The 635-nt window shown below is 50.9% G+C and carries 1 pseudogene; it reads left to right on the top strand.

Features of this window, described 5'->3' with window-relative positions:
• Window positions 1–635 (top strand): annotated as a pseudogene (locus ACTHUM_RS17340) (5-methyltetrahydropteroyltriglutamate--homocysteine S-methyltransferase); the annotation flags it as partial.

Raw genomic sequence — 635 nt, forward strand, 5'->3', positions numbered from 1 at the left:
TCTCCAGCTCTTGCTCTCTGCTGCACACTCCATTTGACTTGTCAGTTGAAGAAAAACTGAAAGCCAATAAACCTGATCTGTACTCTTGGTTGGCATTCACCCTGCAAAAAACTCAAGAATTGCGCGTTCTGAAAGCTGCATTAAACGAAGGTCGTGATTCTGTTGCCGAAGAACTCGCCGCCAGCCAAGCTGCTGCCGACTCCCGTGCCAACAGCAGTGAAATCCACCGTGCAGACGTTGCCAAACGCCTGGCCGATTTGCCTGCCAACGCAGACCAACGCAAATCTCCATTTGCCGACCGTATCAAAGCGCAACAAGCATGGTTGAACCTGCCTCTGCTGCCGACTACCAACATCGGTTCTTTCCCACAAACTACCGAAATCCGCCAAGCACGTGCAGCCTTCAAAAAAGGCGAACTGTCTGCTGCCGATTACGAAGCCGCGATGAAAAAAGAAATCGCTTTGGTGGTTGAAGAGCAAGAAAAACTGGACTTGGACGTACTGGTACACGGCGAAGCCGAGCGTAACGACATGGTTGAATACTTCGGCGAATTGTTGAGCGGTTTTGCGTTCACCCAATACGGCTGGGTACAAAGCTACGGCTCACGCTGCGTTAAACCACCTATCATCTTCGGT

This window comes from Neisseria sp. P0021.S006, assembly GCF_051956895.1.